Genomic DNA, 24,532 nt, shown 5'->3' on the forward strand with positions numbered 1-24,532 from the left:
GGTTGGTCTCCTTCCGTTAGTAATTAACCCATTTTTTCTGCGCAAACCATTGTCCGAACGTAATGAGAAGGACGAAGATAAACAGCATAACAGCGATTGATGAAGCATAACCGACTTTCAGATTCACGAAGGCCGTATCGTACAAATACCATACCATCAGCGATGTGGAGCCGATTGGTCCTCCTTGCGTCATAACCGCGATAATGTCGAATACTTTAAAGGTCGAGATGATGCCGGTTACAAGCAGGAAGAAGGAGGTTGGCGACAGCAAAGGGAACGTAATTCGCGCGAACTTGATCCAGCCGTTTGCCCCGTCGATATCGGCGGCTTCGTACAAATCCTTCGGAATCGACTGCAGACCCGCGATGTAAATAATCATGTTGAAGCCAATCGATGTCCATACGACTATCATCATAATGGAAGCAAGCGCGAAATGCGGATCCGCGATCCACTTCGGCGGGTTGCTGACTCCGAGCGTATGCAGAATCTGATTGATCGGGCCGTAAGACGGCTGGAACAAGACCTGCCACACGATCGCTACGGCAACGATGCTGGAAATGTAAGGCATGAAGTAAGCGACCTTAAAGTAGCTTTTCAGGTAAACATGGCGGTCAATGATAACGGCGAGCACCATGGAAATGATCATATAGATTGGTACGGCTAGCAGGAAGACAAAGTTATTGCGAACCGAGCGGATGAACTGATCGTCATGGAACAGCTTCTTGAAGTTTCCGAAGCCTACCCAATCAATCCCTTTCCAGCCCTGAACAAAGTTCCAGTCGGCGAAGCTGAGCACGATTGTCGCAACAATCGGAAGAAGAACGAGAATACATACGCCAATGAGCATCGGGCTCACGAACAGCCATCCGGCCAGTGTCTCTCCGCTTTGCAGCGAGCGTACTTTTTTCGGCTTCTCCAGCTTGCCCATCACTTGCGGTGAAGTCTCCATCTTAAGCACCTCGAATTTCTTAGAATAGTAGGAAGTAGTGAAGTTGTTTTTATTATAGAGAATGAGAAAGCGCGACCTATGCCGTTATTTTTACTTTTTTCTTGTTAGAATTGACTTCTTGGCTGGAGAGTCGCTGAACGTTGCGTTTTTGGGGGCGGCCGGGGATCAGGGTAGGCTTGGGGATTCTAACGAAACGTGGTAACGTTATTTAGCGAAAAACAGCGGTTTTGCTGATCTAATGAAACTACGTATCGCTATTGAGGCGTTTCGAGGCTAAACACAGGGAAAAATCCGGGAATAACAATGCGTAGTTTCGTAGCTAGAAATAGAAAGTCTCCTATATGGAGCGAATAGCGATATGCCGTTTCGTTAGCAAAAGAGGCTGCCCCATGATGGGGCAGCCTCGGGCTGTTTTATAGGGGAAACTCTTAATATCCCGCTAGATGATCTAGCTTCGGTCCTTTACAATCGGCATACTGCCTTTATAACCGCAAACGGGACAAGTAACGATCCGTTCGTTGAGTACTCCCGTCTTTAAGGCAACCGCGAAATCCTTTTTGGATAACTTAAATGAACTACGGCATGCCGGGCAGACAAAATGCGTGGTTTTGGTACGGAAATCGATGTACTTGTAGACTAACAAAAAGGTCAAAACCAGCGGGACAGCGATTTGAATCAGGATGATAACCGGATTATCTTGATTCATCCTATTTCCCTTCCTTTTATTGAATATTAACTTCAGAATACCACAGGTTAGTCTGTCCAGCCTTTCTAAACAAAGAGGAGCTGTCCTTATGACTGCCCCTCCTTCTCTCCCGTTTCTATTACGGCAACTGCCCGAACCGGCGACCCGTCGCCGCCCGCAATCCGCAGCGGAAACCCGTAAAACATAAAGTCACTTTCAACGGGAAGACGATCCAGTCCCTGCAGCCCCGTATAAGTTATGATGTTAATCCCGAGCAATGCCCGCTCCAATTCTTCCGTCAATTCACCGCCAACAAACGGGGGCCGCAGAGAGGCAAGGCGTTCAAAACAATCCAATCCTGCCGGCTCGCAGAAAAATAACCCTCGCTTTTCCGGCCATGCCGAGTCTCCAACCCGAACTAAACGCGAAGCACCAAAAAATCGTTCCACCGGCAGCTCATTCAAGGTGGCCGCACCGGCATGCATATGCGACGGAGCATCCACGTGTGTTCCGGAGTGGCTGCCCATGGAGAGATGCCGCAATTCCCAGGTGTGACTCTCATAAGTATGTGCAATCTTGACACGGACCTCCGGATCGCCGGGATATACGGGCATACCATCTTCTATTGGTAAAGATAAATCAATGACTTTCACCGTTGCTGATTGCTCCTTTTAGCTGATTTTAACGATCGGTATCCATAACTCTACATCTATTTCCTCGGTAAATACCTGTTTCTCCAAGCTCACCTCTATGTCTGGCCCTACCTGAATCATTGGCCCCTCAGCTTGCTCGTAGCCGGAGGAAGGAAACCATTCTCCGTAAATACGATGCCACTTTTCCTTCTCCCAAGGAACCTTTACCTCAAATATAATCCAAGTCATAGCCGGCACAATCAAATGAGACAAGTTCTCTGGGCATTGTTCAGTGGAAGCAACCGCCATGTAATAATCGTATTCGCGTTGCGTGCGACCACCTTCAGCGAAACTTACATGCAAAATTCCTTGCGGCTCTGCATTGTTTAACGACCTAAGCCGGGTATACGTTCTCTCGCTTGTAGACTTCCAGACCTGTTCTACGCCTGGATGTTCTCCATGATCAATTGCCACAACCCGGTTACTTACTCCAATTAGCTGCAATGCTTCCTTTTGCTCGATTCGGTATCTCATCGGCTCACTGCCTCCTATCGATATTCGGAAGGTCATTGGAGGATATGAGGTTAATGAGCGGTTAGCCATTCTCGCTTCCGTTGGCGTGATGCCGTGTAGATTGTGAAAGGCCCGCGTAAAAGAGTCCGGCGAATGGTAACCGTATTTTACAGCGATGTCGATTACTTTAACGGTTTTGTCCTGCAAATCCAGCGCCGCATGCGTCAGACGTCTGCGACGGATATATTCTTGTAGAGGTATACCTGCCAAATAAGCAAACATTCGCTTAAAGTGATACACGGAACAAAAAGCACGCTTTGCGATCTCTTGCTCATCAATCTCGTTAGCAAGATTTTGTTCGATATAGTCTAACGCTCCGTTTAAATGCTCCAGCATATTTTCGCTATGACCTCCCTTCCTCTTTAGAATAGCAGGAGTATGCTGCTAGCATCCGACAGTTCCAGTTCAACTTCTGCAGGGTGGACTTCAGAAAAAAGACATGTACACATCCTTGCCTTGGATTAACGTAAATCCAAGTTGATTATATAAAGCACGAGCTGGTGCATTATCTTCGTCTGTTTCGAGCTGCAGCCGTGCTGCATTTTTGGATGCGGCTAAATCAATTGCGTATTGTAAAAGTCTCCTGCCTACGCCTCTTTTTCTATGCTTGGATGATGTATATAAAGCTTCAATACGCAATGCGGGATACCCTTTGCTGATTGAAAAACTCCAAGAAAGAACGATAAAACCAAGGAATTCATGTTCTTGCGTTGCCACAAAACAAAAGGCAGCGTCGTCATGAAGAAGCCTGATCAGGATTTGATCACATTGTTCGAGCAATTCCGGTGAGGGTTCGATTTCATCTATCCCGTTAGAGGAGGAATTCAAGTAACCGGCTAATAAAAATTTCACATCTGGAATATGAGATCTATCCAATGATAAAACTTCTAATTTCAAATCAGACCTCCTCCAATCTCCATCGATTGATCCTTTATTTTAACAGCCAGTTGACAGCATCTAATAAATTTTCAGCCACGTAGTCGGGGGCAGCCCCAAGCCATTCGCCAAAAAATTGGTTGGATTGGAATTTCGATAAATCCTTTTCACCGGAGCCTGTTGTCACTAATACTTTCACGCATCCTGCTCTATGGGCAGCAAGCATGTCTGTCCACCTATCGCCTATTACAGCGCAATTCCCCAGCTCCAGACCGTATTCTCGCGCCGCCTGAATAAGTAATGCGGGTGAAGGTTTTCGGCATGAACACCCTTCTTCATGTTGATGCGGGCATATGTATACGTCATCAAAACCAAATGAATAAAGTTCGTTCCGAAAATCCGCAATCGAACCCTCTCCACGCGATATTCCAGGTTGATTCGTAAACGAGTATATTCGTACACCGGCGTTTTTGAGCGTATCCAGAGACTCTTTTGTATAAGAGAATAATTGAAATGCACCTGGATAGGTTACTTCGTCAGTGCCTCCAATCGTCCCGTCTCTATCTATGAAAACAGCTTGTAACTTATTGAATAACGACAAACTACTACCACCTCATTCATTCACATATTGTTCTATTACGTATTCGGAAAGCGGAAAACTTATCCTGCCATCCTGGTAAGAATAGCTGACGGATTTTCACTTTAACGAGTTTAAAATCAAAATGTTTCCATATTCCTGCAACTAAAGTTACTCACTTTTCGTTAAGAGACTTATAGCAAAATACCAATTATTTCTTTGTTCATATTCAGTTTCCCATAAGGCAGAAGCCGGCCATCGGTTTCTTCTTTATGTTTATATATAGTAAATTTAACGGTTAGGGTTTATTTTTCCCTCTCCAATACCGTTAACAAAAGAGAGCAAGAAACATTTTCCAAGGAAAGGGAAGGGAATTAGTGAAGGAAAACATCAGAGGAATTCTGTCGTTCAAGCTGGTCCGTAGCTGGCTCGCAGCCGTACTTGCCATGACGCTTGTCATGACTAGTCTTGATGGAGTCGCGCAGGCGGCGACGACGGATACCGTGACAGGCATCGAATGGAGCTACGCGGAGTCGGATTACAATCCAAGCACATCATCGCTGGAAATGTACGTCGAAGACGGCACTGTTGACCTTACCGTGCTTGCATCCATTTCGGGCGCAACATCCAAAAAAGACGTAACGACCGAGGTAACTTGGAAATCATCCAATAGCTCCATAATCAAAGTTGATAAAGGCGTGTTAAGCGGTATTGGAAAAGGTACAGCCACCATCACCGCTACCTTTAAAGGGTTCTCCTTATCGATCAAAGCGACTTCGGATTACGTATACAACCAGGTTACCATTATGCAAAACGGACAAGCAGCTCCCGCTGCCTTAACCGATGTGCTTCTTGGGCAATCGCTTGTCTTTACGCTTGACGGAGACGGCGAGAACGTTACCGACGATGCGACATGGACAACCTCCAGCTCGTCCGTGGCTACCGTCGATGACGGCCGCATCACTCTTGTTGGTGCCGGCACGGTTACGATCACGGCGAAATACAAAGGCAAGTCGGACTCTATTAAACTGACGATCTCGTCGCCTTACAAATCCATCGCAATTACTCCGGAAGCGGCAAACGATCTGCTGGAGCTTGAAATTGGCGGCGATGATTACAAGCTGGAAGCAGACGCCGTACTGAAATCCGGCGAAACCTCGGATGTAACAACCGACGCCAAATGGACAAGCGCTAACACCAAGATCCTTACGGTTAACAAAGGCGTCCTCACTGCCGTCAGCGCAGGCAAAACAACCGTCACAGTCTCCTATCTGGGAGTATCCGATACGCTGACGGTTGTCGTCCGTACGCCTTACCAGTCCATCAAGATTGCTCCGGAGAAGGAATTCCATATGCAATTGCAGGACGCTCCTCTCCAGATCAAAGCAGAGGTACTCAGCAATTCGAACGTCACTTCGGACATCACAACGGTAGGCACATGGACGTCTTCCGATATTACTATCGCTACCGTGGATCAAGGCAAAGTCATTCCGAAAGCGGTTGGCACGACCAAGATTACCGTGTCCTACCGAGGCGTAAGCCGCAGTATCGATGTGACGGTATACCCAAGCATTACTAAGCTAAAAGCGGAAAAAACGTCAATCGACGGCTATAAAGGGATCGAAGGCGAGCTTCCGAAAGTAACGGCAACCACATTCGACGGCTCCAGCGTTGATGTCTCGAAGCTGGTGAAATGGACTGTTGCGAACGATGAAATTGCCGAGCTTAAGGATGGCGTCTGGACTGCCAAGCAGCTTGGCGAGACGACCTTCACGGGAACCGTGCAGGATCTGAAGGCCACGGTAAAGCTTGTTGTGCATTTGAAGCCTATCAAGCTCTTAGCCGAAGCTAAAGACATGAGTATTATTTTGGGCAAAGAAACGAATCTTCCAAACGTTAAGGTCGTTTATGAGGATGGTACGGAAGCCGATATTTCCGAAGCAATCGAATGGAATACGACATCCGACAATATCGTTTTGCTGGAAAAGACGTTAAAAGGTCTTGAAGCGTCAAACGTAACCTTAACAGGCAGCTATCTGAGCAAATCCGTCTCCGTTCGCGTTAAGATCGAAGACGAAATCGTAAAGATGGTTGTGGAGCCAACGAAGCTTGAGCTGAATCCGGGACGATCCAAGGCGATCAAGGTCACGGGATATTACAAGGACGGCAAAAAGGTTTCCATCGGTACCAAAATGAACTGGGTTGCTGCGAACGAAAATGTTGCCACGGTAAACGGTTCATCCTCCATTAAGGCCATTGATGTCGGTACAACCAAAGTAACGGGCAAATACCAAGGTAAAACGGTTGAAGTACCGGTCACGGTTACGCCAAAGCTGAAATCGCTGCAGCTCTCCAGTAAATCCGTGCAGATGTCGGTCGGCGACACTCTGACGATCAGCGTGCAAGCCATCTACTATACAGGAAACCCGGTGAACGCGACGAGCAGCGCAACATGGACTTCCTCCAACACGTCCATCGCAACCGTTAAGGACGGCAAAATTACAGCCGTACGCAAAGGCAGCGCAACAATCAAAGCAGCCTTCGGAGGTAAAACAGCCTCCATTCGCGTCTCCGTGAAGTAACCGCGTTTCTTTAAATCGAAAAAACCTGCTTACAGCTTTTGAAGCTGCTGAGCAGGTTTTTTTATAAGTGAATATGGGTTACCCTTTGGCATGCTGCGAGAAATAGTCGGCTAATACGCTTAAGCTTTCCTCTCTTAATACGCCCCCAAGGACCTCGGGTTTATGATGCGAATGTTCAAAGACGATCTCCGAGCATTTACTTCCCTTCTCATTCAAAAGGCCGCATAAATCCATATCGCTAGCCGCGTATACCAGACGCCCGAGCTGCGTCCATACCATAGCCCCGCTGCACATAAAACAAGGCTCGCAGCTGGAATACATGGTGTATTCCCGCAAATCGGTTATTTGCGTTTCTGCGCAAAATCTCCGCAGCAAGCCTGCTTCCGCATGGAACGTTGGATCCGTTGCCGAATAAATCTGGTTCTCGTTGGAATATACGATTTCTCCGTCTTTGACTAATACCGCTCCAAAAGGTTCATTGCCATTCTCTACGGCTAGCTTGGAAAGCTTGATCGCTTCTCTCATAAAAATCTCGTCTTGGGTCATATTTATTTCTCCTTCTCCTTTATGTAAAAAACTATTGAATCTCAACAACGGTTACATAAGATACTTCTTGAATTAGTGGAAGCATTTTTTCGATTTCGAAGTTTGTCGGCAGCTTTACGGTAATGTCCAGTGCAAGTTCAGAAGAGTCTTCAAGCTTTTCCGTTTGGAAATGTAAAATCGAGATATTTCTCTCTTTGAGAAACTCTAAAATATAGTTCAGAGCATCCGGCTCGTTGCGCAAACGGAGCGATAATTGCTCCGTCCTTGGCGCGGCCAGCCAATTAATCTTGCTATGCAGCAGCTTTTGCGCGGCAAGAATAAGAATCGTTGTGCCGATTCCCACAATGTAAAGGTTTGCGCCAATCGCCATGCCTATGCCCGCAGTTAACCATATACCTGCAGCCGTAGTCAACCCTTTAATCGTTTGACGTTGCATAAAGATCATTCCCGCTCCAAGAAAGCCCACGCCGCTGACCACTTGAGCCGCAATTCGCGACGGATCCAGCGCAATATCGCCTTTTCCAATCATGTCTTGAAAACCGTATTTAGAGATTAACATCATCAGCGCCGCTCCGGCTGCTACTACGAAATGCGTTCGGATGCCTGCCTCCTTCATCCTGCTCTTTCGTTCATATCCGATAAGTGCCCCACACGCGCCCGCCAAAACAATTCGCAATAAAAATCCGTATTCCATGTTGTTTCCTCCTTTTCTAGCAGCATTACTGTTATTGAAACGAATTCACCCACCTTTTAGAAAAGTTCCTTGCAGGCCGCCATTTCCCTTCTTCTGGCAACACCTTTAGTACCTGCAACTATAACAAAAGCGACCGTGCGTGTCAGCACAGTCGCTTTTTTTGCTCATTGAATTATCCGTTCAACAATCCTGCCGCTACCAGCATACGCTTCAGAAGCGTTGCCGCTTCGGCGCGGGTTACGCTGCCTGCCGGTGCAAACGAACCGTCCGGCATGCCTTTTAATAAACCTGCACCAGTCGCTTTGCCTACGGCATCGGATGCCCAATTGGAGATTTCTCCGGCATCCTTATAGTTCAAGTCTGCTGCAACAAGCTTGCTGCTTGTTGCCAGCTCCATGGCCTTGACGGCCATCATGGCCATTTCTTCGCGGGATACCTTATTATTCGGACGGAAGGTTCCGTCCGAATAGCCATTAATGATGCCTGCACCCGATGCGAGCTTCACCGTCTCCTCATACCAGCTGCCAGCCGGAACATCCTTGAAGGCACGTGCCTCGCCAATCTGGCGAATGCCCAACGCGCGAACCAGCATTGCGGCGAACTCGGCGCGGGTTACCGCGCGTTCCGGTTCAAACCTGCCTGCGGATACGCCATTCAGAATGCCTTTGCCGGCTAGGAGAGCAATGTCCGCTTTAGCCCAGTGACCGTCCGTATCCGTAAAGGTACGTTCAAGCTTTGCTGCGGTATAAACACTGTTGCCCATGCTTTTAATGGTCACAACGGTCTTTCCGTCCTTCACCGTGACAAGGGCAGGTACCGAACTAAACATACCCGTTGCCGGATCGTAGACCAATACGGTTAATTGGCCTGCTTCTTGCACGCCTTCTACCGTAATGGCTCTTTCCACATAAACGCCGCCAAAGCTAGTAATAACAACCGTTTGCGCGCCGGTTTGAACCGTGATGCTGAAGTCGAGCGCAGAGCCAACCGTCGTTACGCCTTGATCTGCCGCATCTTTATTCAGCTGGGCTGTCAGATCTGCCGCAGGCGATTGGATAGAGAACGTCCATATCGCGTTTGCTGTATCCGTAATACCGTTAGCCTTCAAAATCTGAGCGAGCTGCTTCAGCCGGAACGTGTAGCTTCCCTGCTGTCTCTTCACGACCAAGACCGTATCCGGCTTGGAGCCAGCCAGCTCCAGCAATGCTTTTACCGTAAAAGCCGCTTTGCCTGATGCCGCTGAAGCACTAATATCGAACGTTACGACGGAATGTCCGTCGTTTACTTTGTTTTTCAAGGCAAGGTCATTGTCTTCCGGCTTCGACACTGCCGTAATGACATCCGTTCCGTTACTGTCTGCATGGCCAGCGTTACCCGGATTTGTACCTGTGCCGCTGTCTTCCACGCCTGTCACTTGAAGCGTAAATACTCGCTTGGTGCCGTTATAAGTGACGGAGATTTGGGCATACCCTGGACGTGCCGCCACTAATTGCCCGTTTTCCAGGTAAGCAATGTTGCTATTATCCGTCGTTATAACCGCTTCTCCCGTCACGTCTTCCCCGCTGCGGTTATAGACGTGAACCGCTTCCGAGGCCCTTTTCTCCATCTCGAATGGTCCGAAGCTGTCATTTCCTACCGCGAACCGGAACGGCTTCATTAAGCTTGCGAAGCCCTCGTTCTGCTCCTCGAACGCAAAGCCCGGATTCGAATCGTTCAAAACGGAGATTCGTTCGCCGCGAACGATGATGTTATCCGCGTTAACGGAGCCTTTTACGTTAGGAGTAACCTCTACCCCGTTTGTACCCGTACCGTCGATAACCGTATTTTCGATGGAGACGCCGCTCACGTTAAAATCGCCATGAACAAGGAGTCCGGCATACGTGCTGTCGAGCGCCGTGTTATTCCGAATATATACGGTACCATTCAGATCCTTCTCGCTTGCAAATACCCAGATCGCGCCAAGATTCACGCCGTAGCCGGTATCGAAGCTGCCCGTGCGGATCAGCGTATTGCGCTCAACCACCGTTGTACCGCTGAACGGCACAGGATTGAAACGTGTCGATACGGCTACGCCCGCACCGTTAGTAATGGTGTCTTTGGCGATATTGTCGGTCAGCTTGTTGTCTTTGCCGCCGAAAATAACCATATTATCCGCCAACCAAGGAAGAGATACGGTGTTAAAGCGAGCCGTATTATTTACGCTGGCTACGCCTTCCGCCGACCACATCGCAATGCCGTCGTCACCCGGATAACGGATGTCGCTTTGCTCCAGCAGGCTATTGCTCGTTCCAACGCAGAAATTAATGCCGTCCGCCATCAGGTTGCGCATGCGGAGACCAACCATATGCAAGCTGTCCGTATTGCCGGCGCCTCCTTTCAGACGTGTCAGCCAAAGCCCCGTTTTGGAATGCTCAATCCATACGTTCTGGATCACGGAGCCTGGGCCGAATTCGCCTTCGAAGCCATGCGTGCTTGCTTCGTCATCGCGCACATTCAAGTCGCCGTCAACGAGCAGGTCATACACCTCGGTATGTCCGCCATCGCCGATAAATCTAGCTCCAAGAAGCGTGGTATACCACATGCCAGCACCGCGGATCGTGACGTCGCTGACATGCAGCAGGCTGCTGCGAAGCTCAAAGGTACCCGCCGGGAACCAGACGCCCTTGCCTGCGGATTTGGCTGCTGCCATAGCGTCGTTAAAGGCTGCCGTATCATCCGCGCCGTCATCGGCGGTGGCGCCGTAATCGGCAACGGACAGGAAGCCGTCCGGCATCGTCAAAGGATCCGCAACCTGCTCCATGTCGGCCAAATCGATCACGTAGTAATCCGCCGTGCTGTCCGCGTCTTTTTCCAACCGGATCGTTGCACCCGCGGGAACATCCCCGATCAGCGCATGAATCTCGTCAAAGAAACGATGAGCGCTGCCCTGCTTCGGATCATTGGACCACGGATAGCTGCCGTATTCCCACGCATATTTCGAAGTCAGGTTCAGCTTTTGCATAAATTTGCCGTTTACGTAAAGACCTAGCGTTTCCTGCAGGCCGCTTCCGTCAGCGCTGTCCGGAATCGCATAACGCAAGACAATCGAGTTGGCAGGCTGTGCGAGAGTAAACTCTACGTAATCGCCAGTCTCGTTAAGCGAAACCGCCTGTCTGCCCGATGCTTCGGAGGCTATGTCGCGGTACACTCGGGATGGTCCAATCAGCGCGGCATTGGTAGCCGCATGCTCAGCTTCGTAAGTGACGTAAGGAACTGTCGCTCCGCGATAAGCCAGATTCACCGCATGATTGATGGAAAGCGAATCAATGGAATAGCCGCTGTTGCCTGATGCTCCCTGTACCGTAACCGTATTTACGCCTGCGCGAAGATCAAGCGACAACTCGGCGTTCTTCCAGCTCGAACCCGCAGGGAGGTTTACGTCAGCAGACGGAATACCGTTAACCGTTACTTTCAGGGTACCGGATTGACTTCCCAGGTAACGGATGGAAGCCTCGTAAGCATCTGCTTCTTCCGCGTTAACAACAAAGCGGATCAGGTCGTCTTTATTTCTCAAGCCCGCTAGATAACCCGTGCCCGTATAACCTTCCGATAAAGCTGCCGCGGAGATGCTTTGACTGTGGAAGGCGTTCTCCGCTTCGTAAACAACCTTGTCATGCACCGGAGTAAAGCTCCACACGGCAGGAGAAGCCGCTTCGCCATACTGCAACCCGCTGCCTTCTACAAGCAAGGCTCCGTTCCTATCTGCCGCATTAATCAGGCCAAAATGCCCCAGGCGTTCTTCCAAAACCCACTGCTCGGCATCCGTTACGGCCGCACTATCCTTCAGAGAAAGGTCCAGCGACAGCAGCTTGCCCGTTGCACGGTTCTTAATCAGTTTGCGGCCGTTGTAGTCCTGCAGCAGCCATTCCGCGCTTGTATTACCAGCACCGGAGCTTGCCGTTACAACCGCCGTGCCGTTTGATTCCGCGAGATTTTTGCCGCCGGCCGTTATTGTGATGTAACGGGTATCGTTAAAAATCGGAGTCCCGGTTACTTCGTTCCGTTCATCGCCCATGACCGGCGCCCTAAAGTCAACGGGCGCGTTGTCAAAGCTCCATTGCAGCGTCCCGTAGGATGCCGGGAACAAGCCGCGTTCCGCGTAGCCCGCACTATTTTGCACATTGATGTATTCATCGTCAAAACTGCCGTATAAGCTGCGGATCAAATAGGTCGTGCCTTGCGGCTCGATGGACCAATCCGCTTTTGCCGCAGCTGCTTCCAATGCTCCGCTCGTGATGTACCGGTAATTATCGTCTACCGAGACGTAATGACCGGTTACGCGATTGCGGATACGGTACGATCCGTTATCTTCTTCAAGCAGCCAATGCGAGTAGCCGTTATCTGCCTCCGTATTGCCGTACAGCACGACACCGCCGTGGTTCTCGTAAAGAAATTGGCCGGTTGCGGCATTTTTGATCCGGACGGGAACGGCTGGCAGAGGCGCTTCCGGCACTTCGACCGGTTCCGCCGCGAACTGCCCTTCATCATTGCCCGCAACAAGCTTGCTTACTTTCGCATACCCTGCATCGTCCCCGCTCGCTTCATAGACAAAGTGGCCGGCCCATGCGCTTTTGATATTCATATAGCCTTCATTTGCGCTATCCTGCAGGTACCACTTGGCACTGCCCCATTGCGGATAGATGCTTTCCGCAACCAGCTTGAAGTCCGGCGCGTCCTGCTCGACCGAACCGCCTACGCCCTCCATCGAGACGTAATGGCCGGTTGCGAGGTTTTTGAGCCTAACCGATCCAACCCCGTCGCCGGCGTCTTCCGGGAACCAGATCGACGAGGTATCGGATTCAGGAACGTAGGCAAATTTCAATTTGCCTAGATCCGCGCCGGCTTCCGTCACTTCGTACAGATAATCGCCGGTCAACTTGCTCTTGATCCGAAGATTGCTTGGCGCGGCTTCCGGCACATTGATAAAGCGCCAGCGCGGGCTGCCCCAGTTCGGATTAATAATGCCGTACTCGGCATATTTAGTCAGGTTCTGCAAGTTGATGTATTTTTGCGAGCCCTCTGCGTCGTTTGCGTCCAGAACGCTATGAATAAGCCTGGAGCCGCCGCCTTTATCCTCGATGACCCAAACGGCGCTTCTCCAGTCATCCTCCACGTCGGATACTTTGATATGGCCGTCCGTTACATTTTGGAGATTGATATAATGGTTGGTCGCTCGGTTCTTGATCCGCTTGCGGCCCTGGAACCGCTCAACAACCCATTGATCGCGCTGATCGTCCTCGCGAATATTGCCGTATTTCAAATTGCCCTGGGAATCCTCGTACAAATACATGGATTGCCATTCATTCATCATTCGCACAAACTGCGGAGACCCGTCCGTTGCCGCCGATGGATCGGCTAGCAGCCATTGCGCCGGATTCGTATCCGGATCCACCGTGCCTGCCTGGGCAGAGCCCGTTGCATCCGCGTTATGCAGATATACATTGGCCCCGCTTGCGCTTTGAATCGTCTTATAGTCGTCGTAGATCTTTGAAGATGCTATTGTCCACTCGTAAGAAGCCTCGATAGCTGCCGGTTTATCCGCCGTCAGTGGATCCGTCGGCTGAGCCGACCCGCCTCGGATATAATGGCCGGTTGCCACGTTGCGGATAAGCGTCTTGCCGTCAAAGTCCTCCATAATCCATTGATAGAGGTAACTGCCGGCATTCGAGCTGTCCAATGCTCCGTATTGCACAACGCCGTTATTCTCGTACAAATAAGAAGCTCCCGCAGGATCGTCGGAATAGCTTGCTATCCGGACGGGCTGAACATCCGCCGCCATATCGATCCGCCATTGCGCGCTTCCCCATGCCGGCTGAGCCCAGTCATTGGCACGGACATTGGTATCATCCGGGAACTGGGTATTCAGCACGTAATTTAACGGAGTTTCTCCTTGTGCCGCAAATACGTTAGTAAAAGTAACGAAGCCAGCGCTTGATGCTGCCGCCATCGTCCATTCGCTTTTCGTGCCGTCTTGCGCGATTGCTTTAAGCTGCATCCAGCCTTCATCGCCTTGCGTAATGTAATGCCCGGTCGCGCGGTTCCTTAAGCGGATTACCGAGCTTCCGTCTTCTTTAGCTTCAACCGTTTCCATATACCAATGGGTTATGGGATCGGTGATACCGCCGGCAGCGCCAAATTTGACAAAGCCGTCTTTATCCTCGTACAAATATTGCCCGGCCTTGAACTGGTTAACGATTCGTACCGGAACGCCTGCCGGATCAACCGGCTCCAGCGCCCATTGCGGGCTTTCGAACGTGATATTGATATCGCCGCTCACTTCCGCGAATCCTAGCTGGTCCTCCTGGTGAATAACCAGGTTCGCGGACGGGTCGCCGGCATTCTTGATAATGACGTAACCGGCCCGGCTGGAATCCGCAAGGATCCATTGATCAGCAGTTGTGCTCGTTGCAATGCTCCGGCTGTAGAGAGGATCACGCCGCTGATTCGTATCCTCCATCGTGATGTAATGGCCGGTCGCGCGGTTCTTGATCCGCTTCACCCCGCCGCTGTCTTCAATCAGCCAATGGGAGCTCTCGTTGTCCATCGCCGTAAAGCCGTAACGAACAACGCCGTCCGAGCCCTCATACAAATAATTGCTTTTCCATTTGTTCTTGATCCGCACATAGCTGTCTGACCCGCTGCCAACCGCGGCAACCGCTTCGTTGCTGCCATTGTCCGCCGCATATACCGGAAACGCCGTCAACAGCAGCAGCAGCGCCATTAATGCGGACAGCATCGCCTTGCTTCGTGCCATTCGTACTCCCCCATAAGTCTCGTCAAGGATTAGTTGCATCTCCCATCTTAGAATGTAAGGGTTTACAGGACGAGGTGTATTATTGGGAATATTAGGTGTTATATTATGATGCTAGCCAGCCGATAGGCAGCTTATCTCCTCTTGCCGAACACGGCAAAGGTCAGAACGGAACCCCCGAATAGCAATATCGCAATCAGGATAAAAGAAACCTGCATGCCGGAAAGAAACGACTCGCTGCCGTTCAGCACCGCTCCAACCAAGGCAACGCCAAGAACCGATCCCAGTTGGCGGCTTGCGTTAATCGCCCCGGAAACCGCGCCGGTCTGTTCCCTCGCTACGGAGGCCATCACCGCCGCCATCAGCGAAGGAATGACAAGAGAAACTCCAAAGCCTATTAACAGCAAGCCAATAAAAGTCCATGCATAGCTTGTGCCGGAATGGGTCCATGCCGGAATCAGCGTTCCTGCTGCTCCAAGGCCGAATCCTGCCGCCATAGGCTTCCGGGCTCCAATCCGGCTGACGATCCGCCCGGTCAGAATCGGATTAAAGGCCAGCGGCAGCATCATCGGGAGGAGGGACAGGCCGGCCGCATGAGCCGATAATCCTTTGCTCTGCTGGAAGTATAAAGGCCATGCAAACAGCACCCCGGACAATCCTACGTTAATGACCATTCCGGTAATCAGCCCCGTGGAAACGGTACTGTTCTTGAACAAGCTTAAAGGAAACAGCGGAGCCTGCCCTTTGGCTTCAATAACGACAAACAGGATGATACACAAGGCCGCTAAACCAACCGTTCCCAAAATGACGGGAGAACCCCAGCCGTAGTCCTGTCCCTCCATTAAGCTGAAGGATAACGCGGCTATGGCCGCCAAAGCGGTTACCTGTCCGACTGCGTCAAAGCTTTTTTGCGCGGATCGAGGAGTCTCTTCTGCCTGCATGCAAGTCAGAAGCAGACTTATTGCGGCAATCGGTACATTGAGCAGAAAAATGCTCCGCCAGCCAAAAGAATCCACGAGTATTCCTCCAACCACAGGCCCTGCCGCCATCGCGGCTCCCGTAACGGCCGTCCATATTCCTAGAGCCTTGGCCCGTTCTCCAGGCACGGGGTAGCTATGGGACAATAAGGTTAACGAGGCCGGCAGCAAAGCCGCTCCTCCGATCCCAAGAATGGCCCGCAAGGCGATAAGCGCACCTGTAGTCGATACGATTGCCGATGCAGCCGAAGCGGCAAAGAACAGGATGAGACCGCCGATATAAACCCGTTTTGCCCCCAATCGGTCTGCGAATACTCCCATGGACAGCAAACACCCTGCAAATACGATCGTATAAGCATTCACGACCCATTGAAGATCAATGAGCCCTCCCCCAAGATCCTCGTGGATGGCCGGAAGAGCAACGCTTACGACGGTCATATCCAGCAGCACCATAAAATAGCCAAGCGATAGTCCGAGCAGCAGAAGCCGGCTTCTGCCTGATACTTGTTGCAAAGCTTTCTCCATTATCTTTTCCCCTACCTTACTCTTCATGTCGAATTCCCATAGAGTGTATAATGAATCCGATAAGAGATTAAGAGGAGAGCTTATCCTAGGAGTTTTTCTCCTACGATAGGATTTGAATAAGCAGTTCATAACGGGAAGAAGGAAGAAGGTTCTGAAGCATGGATGACTCGGTAAGATTAAAAGAGCTTGCGCAGTTTCTGAAGACGCGGAGAGCCCGCCTGTCTCCGGAGCAAGCCGGATTGCCGGCCAGCGGGCGAAGGCGGACACCCGGGCTAAGACGCGGGGAAGTAGCTATGCTGTCAGGCGTAAGCGTGGACTGGTATACATGGCTGGAGCAGGCACGGCCGATTCAGGTGTCCGCTCAAGTACTGGATTGCATCAGCCGCGCGCTCCGGCTGGATGCCGACGAACGGAAGCATTTGTTCCTGCTGGCGATTCAGCAGGTTCCGGCTGACCCGTCCTTGGACGAGAGCGTGATCGGCGGCAATTTGCAAAGCTTCCTTGATAAGCAAGGCACAAGTCCGGCCTTTATAACCGATCAACGACTGATTATCCGAGCATGGAATAAAGCCGCAGATCTCCTATACGGCCCCTTCGAATCCATGTCGGAACGGGAACGCAACACCATATGGCGTTCTTTCCATTTGCCCGGCGTCCGGGAGCTCCTGAAGGAGAATTGGGAGAAGCATGCGCGGCACAGGCTTGCCCAATTCCGTGCCGGTTACGCCAAATTCCCGGGCGACGCCTGGTGGCTGGAGATGATTGACGAGCTGCAGCGAACAAGCGACGAATTCCGGGAATGGTGGCCGCAGCATGACGTGCTGAACGGACCGGAAGGGAAAAAAATTAATTATCATCCGAAAGCCGGAACTCTCGAGTTTAACCAGCTTTCCTTTATCGTATCGGACTCCCCCCACTTTACCGTCACCGTTAACCTCCCGGCTGATGAACAGACCGTCTCCAAGATGGAGCAGCTATTACTCGATTCCGATGCTAATGCCCCATCTTAAACAAGAATGCATCCGGCGAGGTTGGCTCCACGCTGCCGCCGGATGGTTCGATCGTAAGCGCAAGCTGGCTTGCGTTCACCAATGCCCCGGCTTTCACATAAAGATGGGCATGCTTCTTCTCCGACTGCTCGAGCAAACCCAGATTGACGCGGCTGCCGCCTTCCAGCGCCCATGCCTGGATGTCGTAATCGCGGCTCGACAACATGCCGTCCAGCAGCACCAGCATTTCGCCGGAGTCGCTGTTAAACCAGATATACCCTTCCCCAAGTTCGTTGTTAAACGGATGGACTTTATAGCCGGCCGTCTCTGGCGCATTTATAAAGTCCAATGCTTCCGGCTCGTGCGCGGCGACGTAATCATTGCGTTGATCAACCGGCTGCCGGATGCTTCCGTAGAGCGAGGCAGCACAGACGACTACGATGACACCGGAGACTAGCGCAGCCGTCCATTTGCTGCGGGACGTCCAGCCGGTCCGAAGCCGTTTCATTATACCGCGCCGACGAACATGCGATCTCAAGCTCCTGCGGATTCGGTCCGGCGGAAGCGTGTCTTCCGCGGCTTCGGAGACTCCTTCATGTGCGGCGGCAGGCGCAAGAATAGACTGCCATTCCGATACTTTTTCTCTACAGGCAAAGCATTTATTTAAATGATCAGCCATCTCGGCGTAAAGCACGCCAGGCAGCTTCCCGAGCAGCCAGTCAATCCATTGTTCTTCGCTAAATCCGACTCTGCATTCTTCCGGCCTTCCGCTCATCTCCGTCCCTCCTCTACTCCGGTATTCCGGTCGCTTTCCCTTCGCTCCAGATGCTTCCGCATATTGTTTAATCCGTATCTCACCCAGGACTTCACGGTGCCAAGCGGAACGTTCCAGGCATCTGACAACTCCTTCTGCGTGTGCGGGCTGTAATAGCTGTATGCGACAGCATCCCTTTGATTGCGAGGCAGCTTCTTAAGCGCTTCGCTTAATTCTTCCAGCTCCAAATGCCGCAGGGCAATCTCCTCCGAGCTTCTGCTGCTAGCGGCGTCTTGCCCAAGCTGCTTTCCCTTCTCGGCGATCCGTTTGGCTCTGCGCAGACGGTCCAGACAGCGGCTCCTGGTCATCACCGCCAGCCACGCCTCTATCGATCCGCGCCCGGGATTATAATCCTTCCCCCGCCTCAGTACTTCAAGAAACACATCGTGGCAAACATCCTCAGCCTCCATCCGTTCTCCCAGCATACGCAGCGCAACTTGCATGACAAGCGGTGCATATCGGGCATAAAACCGGTCAAAGGCATCAACCTCGCCTTCGCACATACCGCGAAGAACCTCGCTCATATCCTCCAAGCGGCTCATCGCCATTCCTCCCCCGTTAACCGGATCAACCTTATCTACCTAACGTTGTACCAGATTTTTCGCCGGAGGAAAAATAAATTTTTTTTCAGGTTCGTAAATCCAATTTCCGTTTCCGTTCGTACCGATTACGTACGCCTCAAGGCGATGCAGTCCAAATTTCAGAGCTACAGGAGGGGATCGCATGCTTCAAGCATGCCGCAAAAAAAGCGCTAAATACTTGCTTGCGCTAGGAATGACATTAGGTGCCGTCTCTTTGGGAGCAGGCGCAATGCCGGTCTCGGCAGCAGCGGCGGTAGAGCTGTATACGCCGTATCTTCAATTGTCCGCGCCGCCGGGGGATTCGATTGCTTATTCGGTGGATATTATCAACCACGGCTCGTCTACTCAGACGGTGGATCTTGGGTTCGACGAGAAGGGCAACAAGTGGGATTACGAGCTCACGGCCGGAGGGCGTACCGTAAGCAAAATCGCGGTTAAACCGGGTGAATCGCAGACGGTAAACCTGCAGCTGGATGTTCCGCTCGAAATTAACAAAGGCGTATACCAGTTTCAAATGAATGCGGACGGCAGTGTTCTGCCGCTTGCCGTTCAAGTCTCCGAGCAGGGTACCTTCCGGACCGAGCTAACGACGGATCAGCCCAATATGCAGGGGCATTCGGATTCTACCTTTACCTTCAGCGCAACGCTTCGCAACCGCACGGCCGAAAAACAAACGTACGCGCTTGCCGCCGAAGCCGCTGCCGGCTGGGATGTGACGTTCAGCGACGGAAGCAACAGCGTGACCTCGGTCGAGGTTGACGCCAACGGCCAGAAGACGATTACGATTAGCGCAAAACCGCCTCAATCGGTTCAGGCCGGTACTTACGACATCCCTATATCCGCTTCCAACAACTCTACAAACGGCAGCACAACGGTAGAAGCCGTGGTAACCGGCACTTACGATTTGGCATTAAGCACTCCTAACGATCTATTAAGCACAAAGGTGACCGCCGGCTCCACGCGCAAGCTTGACCTTGTCGTCACGAACAAAGGATCGGCGGAGCTTAAGCAAGTGGCCATGACCGCGGAAAGCCCAACCGACTGGGAGGTCACCTTCGAGCCTTCGACCATTGCTTCCATCAAGCCGGGAGAAACCGCCCATGTTCAAGCCACCATTAAAGCGGATAAAAAAGCACTCGCAGGCGACTACGTGGTGAACGTGAATGCTGCTGCCCCGGAAAAATCCGCCGACGCGCAATTCCGCGTCGCCGTGAAATCCTCGGTCCTCTGGGGCTGGATCGGCATTGTCATTATTCTGGCTGTTATCGCGGCGATCTACGGCTTATTCCGTAAATTCGGGAGGCGGTAACAATGGAGTCATTCGCCCAGGCACCGATTATCGAAATGTCCCGGCTGACGAAAAAATACGGCGAGCAAACTGCCGTGAGCCAGCTGGATCTGACGATTCACAGAGGGGAAGTATACGGACTTCTCGGCCCCAATGGCGCGGGCAAAACAACAACCATTCTGATGATGCTGGGGCTGACGGAGCCAAGCTCCGGCAAAGTCAGGGTATGCGGGCTTGATCCGGCAAGGCAGCCGCTTGAGGTTAAGCGAAGAGTCGGCTACATGCCGGATGATGTAGGCTTTTATGAAGACCGCACGGCGCTTGACAATTTGCTTCTAACGGCGAGACTAAACGGCATTCCTATCCAGGATGCCAGGATTCAGGCACTGGAGCTGCTTGAGCGGGTTGGCCTTCAGCATACGCTGACCAAGAGGGTTGGCGCTTTCTCAAGAGGGATGCGGCAAAGGCTTGGCATTGCCGACGTGCTAATCAAGAAGCCGGAAATTATTATTCTCGACGAGCCAACGCTTGGCATTGACCCGGAAGGGGTACGCGAGCTGCTGGAGCTGATTGAACAATTAAGCCGGAACGAAGGACTCACCGTCCTGCTGTCCTCCCATCACCTTCATCAGGTTCAGCAAATATGCGACCGGGTAGGCTTGTTCGTTCAAGGCAAGCTGATTGCTTCGGGCAACATCGAATCCCTGGCAAAACAGCTGGACGATGACGGCAGCGTCACGGTCGAGCTGTCCGCAGCCCCGTGGTCCAAGGAACTGGATGAACGCCTCTCCGGGCTGGATGGTCTTCTTACCTACAAAGGTCCTGATGTTTCGGATCATGCTTATAGCAGCTTTCTGCCTTTGGACGCCGTAATCACGGGCACGCGCGATCTAACCTCGGAGGCGGCCCGAATCGTGCTGGACTGCGGGGCATCCTTGTTCGGCATTCGCCGCAAGCAATACGGTCTCGATGATATTTATCACCGTTATTTCGAAGGAGGGGGACAGCTTGAACGCAGCAACGGCATTCAATAACGGCTTTTGGAAAAAGCTTACCAGCCGATTAATAAACAGCCGCCCGGATCAAACGCCTGAAAGCGGAAGCCGCAACTACTCTCCCTTTTGGGTGCTTGTCCAGAAGGAATTTGGCGATCATCTGCGGAGCTGGCGCTTTACCATTCTGATCGGCATTATTACGCTGGCTTGCATTGGCTCCATCTATGCCGCAGTGACCGCTATTCAAGCGGGCGTCAAATCGCAGCAGACCGATACCTCCTTTTTGTTCCTGCAAATGTTCACCGCTTCGGACGGCTCGCTGCCGACTTTCGTCACCTTTGTCTCGTTTCTGGGGCCGTTGATTGGTATTGCTCTCGGCTTTGATGCCGTCAATACGGAGCGCAGCAAAGGAACGCTAAGCAGGCTGCTCTCGCAGCCTTTATACCGGGATGATTTTATTCTGGCGAAATTCACGGCATCGCTGCTGTTGATCTCTGTGGTTCTGTTCTCTCTTGGACTGCTTGTCATGGGACTTGGCCTGTTTGTTATCGGTTACCCGCCAACACCGGAGGAAGTGCTTCGCGTCCTTTGCTTCCTCGTCGTAGCCGTTGTGTATGTCGGGTTCTGGCTGAGCCTTTCGATTATCTTCTCGATCCGTTTCAGACAGACGGCTACATCCGCGTTATCGGGTATTGCGCTTTGGATCTTCTTCTCGGTGTTCTACAGCATGATTATCGGACTGATTGACAAAGCGACTGCGCCTGCCGATTCGGCCGGTATCGGTGAGCAGATTAGCCATTTTAACTGGATGCTTCTGCTTAACCGGATCTCGCCTTCGTATTTGTTCTCGGAGGCCACCAGCACGCTGCTAATGCCTGGCGTAAGGTCGCTTGGCCCGCTGACAACCGAGCAGGTTGTCGGGGCGATAGCAAGTCCTCTGCCCCTAACGCAAAGCATTCTGCTGTCCTGGCCGCAGCTTATTTGTATGATTGCCGAGACGGCAATCTGCTTTGCTATCTCTTATGTGCTGTTTATGCGCCAGGAAATCCGTTCACGGGCATAACGAGACCGCATAAACATAAAAAAGCTTTCCTACGCTCTATTAATAGAAGCGTTGGGAAAGCTTTTTTCCTTATTCGCTGGGATACTGCTCCAAAATCTCGCCCGTCTGTGAACGCGCAAGGATAACGGTATCCGGCCCCTCTTCTTGCTCCGATAAATAGAACCAGAACTTCTCTCCGGCCCTGTATTCAATAATTTGGCAGGGCAGTTCCTTACCGCTCGACCTGCTCTTAATCCACATGCTTGCAATCTGGGGATCATAGATTTTCCCCGAATACATACCTGCGTAATGCGGAACATCGCCTTTTAAACCGTTAAAAGACCAGCCAAACTTATGCTCCTTGGGCTCGGCTGAAGTTGAACCGCCAGTCAAATGCCAGCCGAATATATTCTTCTTCAATCGCGCGATTCCGAAATACTGCGGATTAGTGCCCCAGTCATAAAACACAATGGCGTTCTTCTTCCCCAGCTTTTCGATATGAGCAATCCTTGCCATCGGCTGGTCCATGGAAAGCGCGGCCCTCTCCATTCCTTGCTCGCCGCTTTGGCGAATGATGATTAAGGTACAAATGAATAACGCTATGATGAAGCCGAACAGCACTATTTTTGATTTAATACCCAAGACGACGCAGCCTCCCTCCAAATAATCCCACTTTACAGACGCAAAGGAAATCGATTTGTTGCGGAAAGCTGCCTTCCTGCGAACAACAAAACAGCCTGCAGAACATAAACGGTTCCGCAGGCTGTTTATTCTCTAAACCTTCACCGATCTGGCTTGTTCCCTATAGTCAATGGGGGCAAAGCCCGTAACGTTTTTGAATACCCGGTTAAAATGGCGGATATTCCCGAAGCCCGTGCTCTCGGCAATCATCGTTACCTTTTCGTTGGAGGAGACCAGTCGCCTTTTCGCTTCGGAAACCCTAAGCTCCGTCCAGTACTCGACTAACGAACTCCCGGTCCGCTGCTTGAACAACGTCGACAGGTAGGCCGGGTTCAGATAAACCTTCTCCGCGACTTGCGTCAGCGATAAAGGCTCGTGATAATGCTGGTTCACGTACCGTATGACCTTCTCGATGGGATCCTGGTCGAAGTTTTTCTGCCCGTTCGAGATACATGCGGCCAGCTTCTCCAGATAAGCGCAGCAGCACTCGATCAGCTCCGTGCGGGAAGTGAGGGAACAAATCTCCAGCAGCACCGCCTGGATCGTGCGGTCGCCCAACCAGCTTTGCGTCAGCTCCAGCTTCTCCGCTTCCTCATACCCGTGAATCAGGAGCTTGCAAATCTGCTGGTGAATCATTTCCGGACTTCTCGCCTGCGAGCAGAGGGCCGTTACGAACGAAGCCGCGTATTGTCTTGTCCGCTCCGGCTTGCCTTCCTGAATCGAAGACTCGAGAAGCTCAAGCGGAAGCTCAAGCAGCGAGCTCCAAGCCATCTCCTCTTCGCCTTCCTTCATGCGCGAATAGCTGATCACGCGGTCGCCGCCCACGATTAAACGGTGCAGCTGGGCAATCTTCGCCTCCTGGAACGATTGCGGAATTTCCTTGATTCCTCCCACGGTTCTGCCCAGTCCAATCGTTACGGTTAATCTCGACAGTGAGATCATGCGTTTGCGAATGGTTTCCGACAGCGCAAGCAGCGGCTCTCCCGCCCCCGGCTGACCGGGCAGATTAACAAGCGCTACAACCTCGGTCTCGGATAGAATAAACGAGAAACCTTTGGCACGCTGGTCCAAAAGCTCTTGGACGATCTGTTGAATATACAGCTGGAACAAGCTTGGGTCCGCTTTCTCGTACCGCTCCTTGTCGAGCAGATCTTTATCCAGCTTGATAATCATGCAGGCAAAACACGGCTCCTGGAAAGTAACGCCGATTCTCGCCAGCAAGGCCAGATCCGTCTCGTTCACGTAGCCTTTCAGCAGCCCTGCCACCAGATGCTCGCTCACATGCTGGCGGATGATCCGCGCATCGGCCGGCTCCGACGTATACAGCTCGGTTACATGCTGCCGGGACCTGGCAAGCTCCGTCTCCAGCTTCCCCAGCGTCCTGAACAGCTCCTCCCGCTCCACGGGCTTCATCAGATAATCCCTGACTCCATGACGGAGCGATTGCTGCAAATACGTAAATTCGTCAAAGCCGCTAAGAACGATAACAAGCAGCTTCGGAAACCGCTCCTTCGCGATTTGAATCAGCTGCAGCCCGTCCATCCGGGGCATCCGGATATCCGTTAATAACACGTCGGGCTTGAGGCTCTCCACCATTTCCAGAGCTTCGTACCCGTCCTTCGCTTCGCCCGCAACCTCCCAGCTGCCGGAAGAGGACTCAATGATTTTACGAAGCCCCCTGCGGAATATCGCCTCATCGTCGACAATCAGAATGCTTGGCATGTGCCAGTCTCCTC

General features: G+C 51.7%; 19 protein-coding genes. 5 read left to right on the forward strand and 14 right to left on the reverse strand.

Annotated elements, in window-relative coordinates; translation table 11 throughout:
- Window positions 1-16: 16 nt before the first annotated feature.
- The 6 genes from CFI03_RS29815 to CFI03_RS29840 all read right to left on the reverse strand — a co-directional run bounded on the left by CFI03_RS29815 (window position 17) and on the right by CFI03_RS29840 (window position 4,316).
- The gene (locus tag CFI03_RS29815) at window positions 17-949 is read right to left on the reverse strand and encodes a carbohydrate ABC transporter permease (protein WP_248762645.1); all 933 of its coding nucleotides are present in this window, start codon (window positions 947-949) and stop codon (window positions 17-19) included.
- Window positions 950-1,397: 448 nt separating this feature from the next.
- Window positions 1,398-1,655 (reverse strand): hypothetical protein, encoded by a 258-nt coding sequence (locus CFI03_RS29820; protein WP_248762646.1) that lies wholly within the window; start codon window positions 1,653-1,655, stop codon window positions 1,398-1,400.
- Window positions 1,656-1,741: 86 nt separating this feature from the next.
- On the reverse strand, window positions 1,742-2,287 hold the full coding sequence (locus tag CFI03_RS29825; protein ID WP_248762647.1) for a cyclase family protein: 546 nt from the start codon (window positions 2,285-2,287) through the stop codon (window positions 1,742-1,744).
- A gap of 18 nt (window positions 2,288-2,305) precedes the next feature.
- Window positions 2,306-3,175 (reverse strand): AraC family transcriptional regulator, encoded by an 870-nt coding sequence (locus CFI03_RS29830; protein WP_248762648.1) that lies wholly within the window; start codon window positions 3,173-3,175, stop codon window positions 2,306-2,308.
- Between the two features lie 90 nt (window positions 3,176-3,265).
- The gene (locus tag CFI03_RS29835; RefSeq protein WP_248762649.1) at window positions 3,266-3,736 is read right to left on the reverse strand and encodes a GNAT family N-acetyltransferase; all 471 of its coding nucleotides are present in this window, start codon (window positions 3,734-3,736) and stop codon (window positions 3,266-3,268) included.
- A gap of 34 nt (window positions 3,737-3,770) precedes the next feature.
- A complete protein-coding gene (locus CFI03_RS29840) occupies window positions 3,771-4,316 on the reverse strand; it encodes an HAD-IIIA family hydrolase (RefSeq protein WP_248762650.1) in 546 nt (181 codons plus the stop codon).
- 353 nt (window positions 4,317-4,669) lie between these two features.
- Here CFI03_RS29840 and CFI03_RS31390 point away from each other — a divergent pair, with 353 nt between their 5' ends.
- A complete protein-coding gene (locus tag CFI03_RS31390; protein ID WP_248762651.1) occupies window positions 4,670-6,874 on the forward strand; it encodes an Ig-like domain-containing protein in 2,205 nt (734 codons plus the stop codon).
- Window positions 6,875-6,952: 78 nt separating this feature from the next.
- Here CFI03_RS31390 and CFI03_RS29850 read toward each other — a convergent pair whose 3' ends face one another.
- From CFI03_RS29850 to CFI03_RS29865, 4 genes are all read right to left on the reverse strand, one after another.
- Window positions 6,953-7,420, reverse strand: a complete 468-nt coding sequence (locus CFI03_RS29850) for a nucleoside deaminase (RefSeq protein ID WP_248762652.1) — start codon at window positions 7,418-7,420, stop codon at window positions 6,953-6,955.
- Between the two features lie 31 nt (window positions 7,421-7,451).
- Window positions 7,452-8,114 (reverse strand): MgtC/SapB family protein, encoded by a 663-nt coding sequence (locus tag CFI03_RS29855; protein WP_248762653.1) that lies wholly within the window; start codon window positions 8,112-8,114, stop codon window positions 7,452-7,454.
- A gap of 172 nt (window positions 8,115-8,286) precedes the next feature.
- On the reverse strand, window positions 8,287-14,907 hold the full coding sequence (locus CFI03_RS29860; protein WP_248762654.1) for an S-layer homology domain-containing protein: 6,621 nt from the start codon (window positions 14,905-14,907) through the stop codon (window positions 8,287-8,289).
- A gap of 131 nt (window positions 14,908-15,038) precedes the next feature.
- Window positions 15,039-16,406 (reverse strand): MFS transporter, encoded by a 1,368-nt coding sequence (locus CFI03_RS29865; protein WP_248762655.1) that lies wholly within the window; start codon window positions 16,404-16,406, stop codon window positions 15,039-15,041.
- 158 nt (window positions 16,407-16,564) lie between these two features.
- Here CFI03_RS29865 and CFI03_RS29870 point away from each other — a divergent pair, with 158 nt between their 5' ends.
- Window positions 16,565-17,416: a helix-turn-helix transcriptional regulator gene (locus CFI03_RS29870; protein WP_248762656.1), complete on the forward strand. Its 852-nt coding sequence runs from the start codon at window positions 16,565-16,567 to the stop codon at window positions 17,414-17,416.
- Here the strand turns inward: CFI03_RS29870 and CFI03_RS29875 are convergent.
- Together CFI03_RS29875 and CFI03_RS29880 are read right to left on the reverse strand one after the other, a co-directional pair.
- A complete protein-coding gene (locus CFI03_RS29875; protein ID WP_248762657.1) occupies window positions 17,400-18,170 on the reverse strand; it encodes an anti-sigma factor in 771 nt (256 codons plus the stop codon). The genes CFI03_RS29870 and CFI03_RS29875 overlap by 17 nt on opposite strands.
- The gene (locus CFI03_RS29880; protein WP_248762658.1) at window positions 18,167-18,751 is read right to left on the reverse strand and encodes a sigma-70 family RNA polymerase sigma factor; all 585 of its coding nucleotides are present in this window, start codon (window positions 18,749-18,751) and stop codon (window positions 18,167-18,169) included. Before CFI03_RS29880 ends, CFI03_RS29875 begins: the two co-directional genes overlap by 4 nt.
- A gap of 181 nt (window positions 18,752-18,932) precedes the next feature.
- Between CFI03_RS29880 and CFI03_RS29885 the strand changes: the two genes are divergently transcribed.
- Genes CFI03_RS29885 through CFI03_RS29895 form a run of 3 tightly spaced genes read left to right on the forward strand, consistent with a single transcriptional unit; the run spans window position 18,933 to window position 22,136 of the window.
- On the forward strand, window positions 18,933-20,099 hold the full coding sequence (locus tag CFI03_RS29885) for a COG1470 family protein (protein WP_248762659.1): 1,167 nt from the start codon (window positions 18,933-18,935) through the stop codon (window positions 20,097-20,099).
- 2 nt (window positions 20,100-20,101) lie between these two features.
- The gene (locus CFI03_RS29890) at window positions 20,102-21,112 is read left to right on the forward strand and encodes an ABC transporter ATP-binding protein (RefSeq protein WP_248762660.1); all 1,011 of its coding nucleotides are present in this window, start codon (window positions 20,102-20,104) and stop codon (window positions 21,110-21,112) included.
- Window positions 21,087-22,136 carry an ABC transporter permease gene (locus tag CFI03_RS29895; protein ID WP_248762661.1) on the forward strand — a complete coding sequence of 350 codons (1,050 nt, stop codon included), beginning with the start codon at window positions 21,087-21,089 and terminating at the stop codon, window positions 22,134-22,136. The genes CFI03_RS29890 and CFI03_RS29895 overlap by 26 nt, the downstream gene beginning before the upstream one ends.
- Before the next feature lie 69 nt (window positions 22,137-22,205).
- On the opposite strand, the gene CFI03_RS29900 is transcribed toward CFI03_RS29895, so the two are convergent.
- On the reverse strand, window positions 22,206-22,757 hold the full coding sequence (locus CFI03_RS29900; RefSeq protein WP_248762662.1) for a hypothetical protein: 552 nt from the start codon (window positions 22,755-22,757) through the stop codon (window positions 22,206-22,208).
- Between the two features lie 132 nt (window positions 22,758-22,889).
- Window positions 22,890-24,518, reverse strand: coding sequence for a response regulator (locus tag CFI03_RS29905; protein WP_248762663.1), 1,629 nt, complete (start codon window positions 24,516-24,518; stop codon window positions 22,890-22,892).
- Between the last annotated feature and the right edge of the window lie 14 nt (window positions 24,519-24,532).

The organism is Paenibacillus sp. ATY16 (assembly GCF_003399985.2).
Taxonomy (GTDB): domain Bacteria; phylum Bacillota; class Bacilli; order Paenibacillales; family Paenibacillaceae; genus Pristimantibacillus; species Pristimantibacillus glycanilyticus.